Source organism: Rhizobacter sp., from assembly GCF_031412495.1.
Taxonomy (GTDB): domain Bacteria; phylum Pseudomonadota; class Gammaproteobacteria; order Burkholderiales; family Burkholderiaceae_C; genus Schlegelella_A.
Genome location: NZ_JANODC010000369.1, coordinates 1 through 6,151, shown reverse-complemented (window position 1 = coordinate 6,151; position 6,151 = coordinate 1). Strand labels below are relative to the sequence as shown.

The 6,151-nt window shown below is 69.9% G+C and carries 6 protein-coding genes; all 6 read right to left on the bottom strand.

Annotated features, from left to right (window positions below; genetic code table 11):
• Nucleotides 1–626 (bottom strand): SDR family NAD(P)-dependent oxidoreductase (locus tag AC30N0_RS13600; protein WP_489518444.1); only part of this gene is annotated, 626 nt, incomplete at its 3' end.
• A gap of 3 nt (nt 627–629) precedes the next feature.
• Nucleotides 630–1,529: a DMT family transporter gene (locus tag AC30N0_RS13595; RefSeq protein WP_489518443.1), complete on the bottom strand. Its 900-nt coding sequence runs from the start codon at nt 1,527–1,529 to the stop codon at nt 630–632.
• A gap of 3 nt (nt 1,530–1,532) precedes the next feature.
• The gene (locus AC30N0_RS13590) at nt 1,533–3,152 is read right to left on the bottom strand and encodes a gamma-glutamyltransferase family protein (protein ID WP_489518442.1); all 1,620 of its coding nucleotides are present in this window, start codon (nt 3,150–3,152) and stop codon (nt 1,533–1,535) included.
• A 28-nt stretch (nt 3,153–3,180) separates the two neighbouring features.
• The gene (locus tag AC30N0_RS13585; RefSeq protein WP_489518441.1) at nt 3,181–4,689 is read right to left on the bottom strand and encodes a tripartite tricarboxylate transporter permease; all 1,509 of its coding nucleotides are present in this window, start codon (nt 4,687–4,689) and stop codon (nt 3,181–3,183) included.
• 40 nt (nt 4,690–4,729) lie between these two features.
• A complete protein-coding gene (locus AC30N0_RS13580) occupies nt 4,730–5,248 on the bottom strand; it encodes a tripartite tricarboxylate transporter TctB family protein (RefSeq protein ID WP_489518440.1) in 519 nt (172 codons plus the stop codon).
• Nucleotides 5,249–5,335: 87 nt separating this feature from the next.
• Nucleotides 5,336–6,151: GspE/PulE family protein (locus tag AC30N0_RS13575; protein ID WP_489518439.1), on the bottom strand; the 816-nt coding region annotated here is incomplete at its 5' end.

Below are 6,151 nucleotides of genomic sequence, written 5' to 3'. Positions count from 1 at the left end.
CGACGATCGCGCTCGCCAAGCGTGACGGCAAGAGCGAGGAGGAGGTGGCGGAGGCGATCGGTGTCGAACATGCCCGGCAGGAGGCCGTTGATGGTGACGCCTCGGCTCGCGATCCGGCTCCGCGCCAGGCCGGCGACGAAGCCGGTGAGCCCGCTGCGCGCCCCGTTCGACAGGCCGAGGATGTCGATCGGCGCCTTCACCGCGCCCGACGTGATGTTGATCACCCGGCCGTAGCCGCGGCCGGCCATCGCGTCGACGGTCGCCTTCATGAGCTCGATCGGCGTCAGCATGTTGGCGTCGATGGCCTTGATCCAGGCGTCGCGGCTCCACTCGCGGAAGTTGCCCGGCGGCGGCCCGCCGGCGTTGTTGACGAGGATGTCGACCTGCGGGCAGGCCGCCAGCGCGGCGGCGCGGCCGGCCTCGGTGGTGATGTCACCGACGACGCTGCGCACCTCGCCGGCGCCGAGGGCGCGCAGCTCGGCCGCGGTCGCCTCCAGCGCGTCGGCGCCGCGCGCCGTGACGACGACGTGGGCCCCTTCCCGGGCCAGCGCCATCGCGCAACCCTTGCCCAGGCCCTTGCTCGCTGCACAGACCAGCGCCCACTTCCCCGCGATTCCGAGATCCATTCCTTACCTCCATGTGGCCAGCAGCCAGATTCCCGCCAGGACCAGAAGCGTTCCCGCGACGATCCACCCGGTGAACGGCTCGTCGAGAAAGACGATGCCCATCGCCACCGTCGACAGCGGCCCGATCATGCCCGTCTGCGCCGCGACGCTCGCGCCGACCCGCTCGATGGCCATCATCACCATGAGGACGGGGGCGAAAGTGCAGAGCGTCGCGTTCAGGAGCGACAGCCAGATCACCTCCGGCGCGACCGCCAAGGCCGAGACCGGCCGCAGGACGAAGAACTGGGAGATGCAGAAGAGGCAGGCGACGCTGGTCGCCAGGCCGGTCAGGCGCAGGGCGCCAAGCCGGCCCACCTCCTCGCCGCTGGCGACCAGGTACACCGCGTAGCTCATGGCGCTGGCGAAGACGAGGCCGGCACCGAGCGCCGCATCGCTGCCCTGGAACGACAGCTCGTGCGCGAAGACGAGCAGCACGCCGCAATAGCTGACGGCCAGGGCCAGGACCTGGCGGACGGTGACCTTGCGCTTGAAGACAACGACGCCGAGCGCGAGCACGAGGGTCGGGTTGAGGTAGAGGATGAGCCGCTCGAGGCTCGCCGTGATGTAGGCGAGGCCGGCGAAGTCGAGGAAGCTCGCCAGGTAGTAGCCGCTGAAGCCGAGGCCGGAGACGACCAGCCAGTCGCGCCGCGTCAGCGCCGGCTTGCCGCGTCCGGCCCACCAGGCGAGCAGCGCGAAGAGCGGCAGAGCGAACAGCATGCGGTACATGATCAGCGCCACCGCGTCGACGCCATGGCGGTAGGCGAGCTTGACGATGATCGCCTTGCCCGAGAAGGCGACCGAACCGGCCATCGCCAGCGCCAGCCCGGGCCAGAGCGCGGGTGGCGCGCCGGGGGCGGCAGTCACCCGTCAGAAGCCCGCGGCGAGGCCGTCGCGGCGCGAGTCGCTGGCGGCGACATAACCCTCGACGGCCGGGTCGCCGAGGCGCCAGATGAACTGGCCGGCGCCGAAGTCCTGGTAGCTGTCCTCGAGCACCGCGACCTCGTGGCCGCGGTCGACGAGGGCGGCGACGGTGCGCGGGTCCATCGCCTTCTCCACGTCGATGCTCAGGCCGTGGTCGAAGCGCCAGCGTGGCGCGTCGCAGGCCGCCTGCGGCTGCTGCCCGTGCGCCAGCATGCGCACGATCGCCTGCAGGTGCGCCTGCGGCTGCATGTTGCCGCCCATGATGCCGAAGCTCATCTGCGGCCGACCGTCGCGGGTGAGGAACGCCGGGATGATGGTGTGGAACGGGCGGCGGCCCGGCGCCACGCAGTTCGGGCTCGCCTCGTCGAGGACGAAGCCGTGGCCGCGGTTCTGCAGCGACACGCCCCAGCCCGGCACGACCACGCCGGAGCCGAAGCCCATGTAGTTGCTCTGGATGAAGCTGACCATCATGCCGCGCTCGTCGGCGGCGGTCAGGTAGATCGTGCCGCCGCGCACCGGGTTGCCGGCGGCGAACCGCTGGGCCCGCCTCGGATCGATAAGGCGCGACCGCTCGCGGAGGTACGACTCGTCGAGCATCTCGGCCGGGGTGAGCCGCATCGATCGCGCATCCGACACGTGCGCGTAGACGTCTGCGAAGGCGAGCTTCATCGCCTCGATCTGCAGGTGCGTCGCATCGGGGCCGTCGACCGGCATCGAGCCGATGTCGAAGTGGCGCAGGATGCCGAGAGCAACCAGCGCGGCGATGCCCTGCCCGTTCGGCGGGATCTCGTGCAGGCGGTGGCCGTAGACGTCGATGCCGATGGGATCGACCCACTCCGGCCGGTAGGCGGCGAAGTCTGCGACCGCCATGGCGCCGCCATGGGCACGCGCGTGCGCTGCGGCGGCTTCGGCGATCTCGCCGCCATAGAGCGCCGCGCCCTTGCTGGCCTGGATCGCGCGCAGGCTGCGCGCCGCCGCCGAGAAGGCGAAGTGCTCGGCGACTTCGGGCGCGCGGCCGTGCGGCAGGAAGGCCTCGGCCCAGCCCGGCAGGTCGCGCATCAAGGGCGTCGCCGCGGCCCACTTCTGCTGCACGACCACGGGAACGGCGTAGCCGCGCTCGGCGATGTCGATGGCCGGCTCGAGCAGGTCGCCGAAGGGCAGCTTGCCGAATCGCTCGGCGAGCGTCACCCAGCCGGCGACTGCGCCGGGCACGGTGACCGAGTCCCAGCCGCGCACGGGCGGCCGCTTCGCGTCGGCGCCGTGCTTGCGCCGGAAGTACTCGGGCGTCCATGCCGCCGGAGCCGGGCCCGAGGCGTTGAGCCCGTGCAGCCGCTCGCCGTCCCAGAGGATGCAGAAGGCATCGGAGCCGAGCCCGTTGCTGCACGGCTCGACCAGCATCATCACGGCGGCGGCGGCGATGGCGGCGTCGACGGCGTTGCCGCCCTGCTGGATCATGCGCAGGCCGGCCTGGGCGCCGAGCGGATGCGAGGTCGAGACGATGTTGCGGGCGAACACGGGAACCCGCGTCGACGCGTAGTGCGTCGTCCAGTCGAAGCGGTGTGTCATGCGAGTCGAGGCGCAGGCGCGCCCGCGTTCAGTCGGCGTCCTGGAAGGCGACTTCGCGCTTCTTCTTGATCGCAGGAAGGGTGACGATCACGATCATCAGCAGCGCCGCGCCGAGCAGCGCCGCCGACAGCGGCCGGCTGACGAAGGTGCTCCAGTCACCGCGCGAGAGCAGCAGGGCTCGGCGCAGGTTCTCCTCCATCATCGGCCCGAGGATGAAGCCGAGCAGGAGCGGCGCCGCCTCGCAGCTGAGCTTGTAGAACAAGTAGCCGACCACCGCGAAGAGCGCCGTCATGTAGACGTCGAAGGTGCTGTTGTTGAGCGAATAGACGCCGATGCAGCAGAACAGCGTGATGGCCGGGAAGAGGAAGCGGTAGGGCACCGTCAACAGCTTGATCCAGATGCCGATCAGGGGCAGGTTCAGGACGATCAGCATCAGGTTGCCCACCCACATCGAGGCGATCAGGCCCCAGAACAGCTGCGGGTTGCTGGTCATCACCTGCGGCCCGGGCTGGATGCCCTTGATCGTCATGGCTCCGACCATCAGCGCCATCACCGCGTTCGGCGGGATGCCGAGGGTGAGCATGGGGATGAACGAGGTCTGCGCGCCGGCGTTGTTCGCGCTCTCCGGCCCGGCGACGCCGCGGATGTCGCCCTTGCCGAAGCGGCCGCTGGCACCGGCGATCTTCTTCTCCATGGTGTAGGCGGCAAAGGACGACAGCAGCGCACCGCCGCCCGGCAGCACGCCCAGGATCGAGCCGAGCGCGGTGCCGCGCACCACCGCCGGCCAGGCGTCGTGGAAGTCCTGCTTGGTGGGCCAGAGGCCCTTGACCTCCTTGGTGAAGACTTCCCGGTTCCCGGCCGGCTGGCCGAGGTTGGCGATGATCTCGCCGAAGCCGAACACGCCCATCGCGATCGTCACGAAGCCGATGCCGTCGGTGAGCTGCGGGATGTCGAAGCTGTAGCGGGCGGTGCCGGAGATCACGTCGGTGTTGATCTGGGCCAGGAGCAGGCCGAGGATGATCATCGCGATCGCCTTCAGCAGCGAGCCCGAGGCGAGGACCACCGCGCCGATCAGGCCCAGCACCATCAGCGAGAAGTACTCCGCCGGTCCGAACTTGAAGGCGAGCTCCGTCAGCGGCGGCGCGAACGCGGCGATGACGATGGTGCCCACGCATCCGGCGAAGAAGGAGCCCAGGCCGGCGGCCGCGAGCGCTGCGCCGGCGCGGCCCAGGCGGGCCATCTGGTAGCCGTCGATCGCGGTGACCACCGAGGCCGACTCGCCCGGCACGTTGATCAGGATGGCCGTCGTCGAGCCGCCGTACTGCGAACCGTAGTAGATGCCGGCGAGCATGATGAGCGCCGGCGTGGCGTCGAGCGCGTAGGTCGTCGGCAGCAGCATGGCGATGGTCGCCACCGGGCCGAGGCCCGGAAGGACGCCGACCAGGGTGCCCAGCAGCGTGCCCATGAACGCATAGAGCAGGTTCGTGGCGGTGAACGCCACGCCGAAGCCGAGGCTCAGGTTTTGCAGGAGATCCATGGGGAGCGTCGGTTCGGGCGTTGAGAGGCCGGCTGACGCATCAGCGCGCGAACCACGGCAACACCGGCAGAGTGAGCTTCAGGCCCAGGATGAAGATGGCCCACGACGCCGCCGTGAGCACGATGGCGCTGACGAGCACGCCTTTCCAGCCGAATTCGTCGCCGGCCAGGCTGGTGATGAAGATGAGCACCGGGATCGTGAGCAGCAGGCCGAGCGGCTCCAGCATCAGGCCGAACACGGCGATGGCGACGACGATCACGATCAGCGGCCGCCACGCGAAGGCGCCGACCGGATCGCCGCCGACGCTCTCGATGGTCAGCGACTTGAACAGGACGATGGCGCCCAGGAAGGCGAGGAGGATGCTGAGACCGAGCGGGAAATAACCGGCGCCCGGGTGCGCCGACAACTGCGTGAACCGTGCGTAGAGGCTGCTCGCGCAGGGTGCCTGCGCCGGGCAGGCGGGGCCCATGCTGTAGTTCATCGCGCCGATAGCGAAACTGACGCCGACGGCGATGAACATCAGGCCGGCCCAGAAGTCCCGCTCGCTCTTGATCTTCAAGGAAAGCTCCGCCGCAAAGCGTTGGATTCTAGGCAGCCGTCCCGGCGACCCATGTCTGGTTTACACCGACTGCACTTCGCGGAGCCGCTACTCCCAGGCCGGGGTGGCGCGCAGCACTTCGTCGAGCGTCGTCACGCCCTCCGCCACCTTCATCGCACCGGCGAGCCGGAGCGGGCGCAGGCCGTCCTGCAATGCCTGCGCACGCAGCTTGGCCTCGTCGCAGGTCGGCTGGATCGAGGCGCGCGCCGCGTCGCTGACTGTCAGGAGCTCGAACAGGCCGGCCCGGCCGCGGAACCCGGTCATTCGGCACTCGAGGCAGCCGACCGCCTTGTACGGGCGGACGCCGCCATTCAGGCGCCACGGCTTGACCACCTCGTGCAGCGTCTCCCGCGTGACCTCCTCGTCGGGCACCTTGCAGGTGGGGCACAGGGTGCGCACGAGCCGCTGCGCCAGCACGCCGATCAGCGTCGAGCCGATCAGGTACGGCGCGACGCCGAGGTCGTTGAGCCGGGTAATGGCCGAGGCCGAGTCGTTGGTGTGCAGCGTGCTGAAGACGAGGTGCCCCGTAAGCGAGGCCTGGATCGCCATGTCGGCGGTCTGCAGGTCGCGGATCTCGCCGACCATGATGATGTCCGGGTCCTGCCGCATCAGCGAGCGCAGGCCCTCGGCGAAGTTGAGGTCGATGAGCGGCTGCACCTGCGTCTGGTTGAACGCGGGCTGGATCATCTCGATCGGGTCCTCGATGGTGCAGACGTTGACCTCGTCGGTGGCCAGCCGGCGCAGGGTCGAATAGAGGGTCGTCGTCTTGCCCGAACCGGTGGGGCCGGTGACGAGGATGATGCCGTGCGGCCGGGCGACCAGCGTTTCCCAGCGCTTGCCGTCGTGGCTGCCGAAGCCGAGGCT

Coding starts and splice junctions, on each gene's coding strand:
- AC30N0_RS13590 (WP_489518442.1), bottom strand. CDS start 3,152: ATGACACACCGCTTCGACTGGACGACGCACTACGCGTCGACGCGGGTT.
- AC30N0_RS13585 (WP_489518441.1), bottom strand. CDS start 4,689: ATGGATCTCCTGCAAAACCTGAGCCTCGGCTTCGGCGTGGCGTTCACC.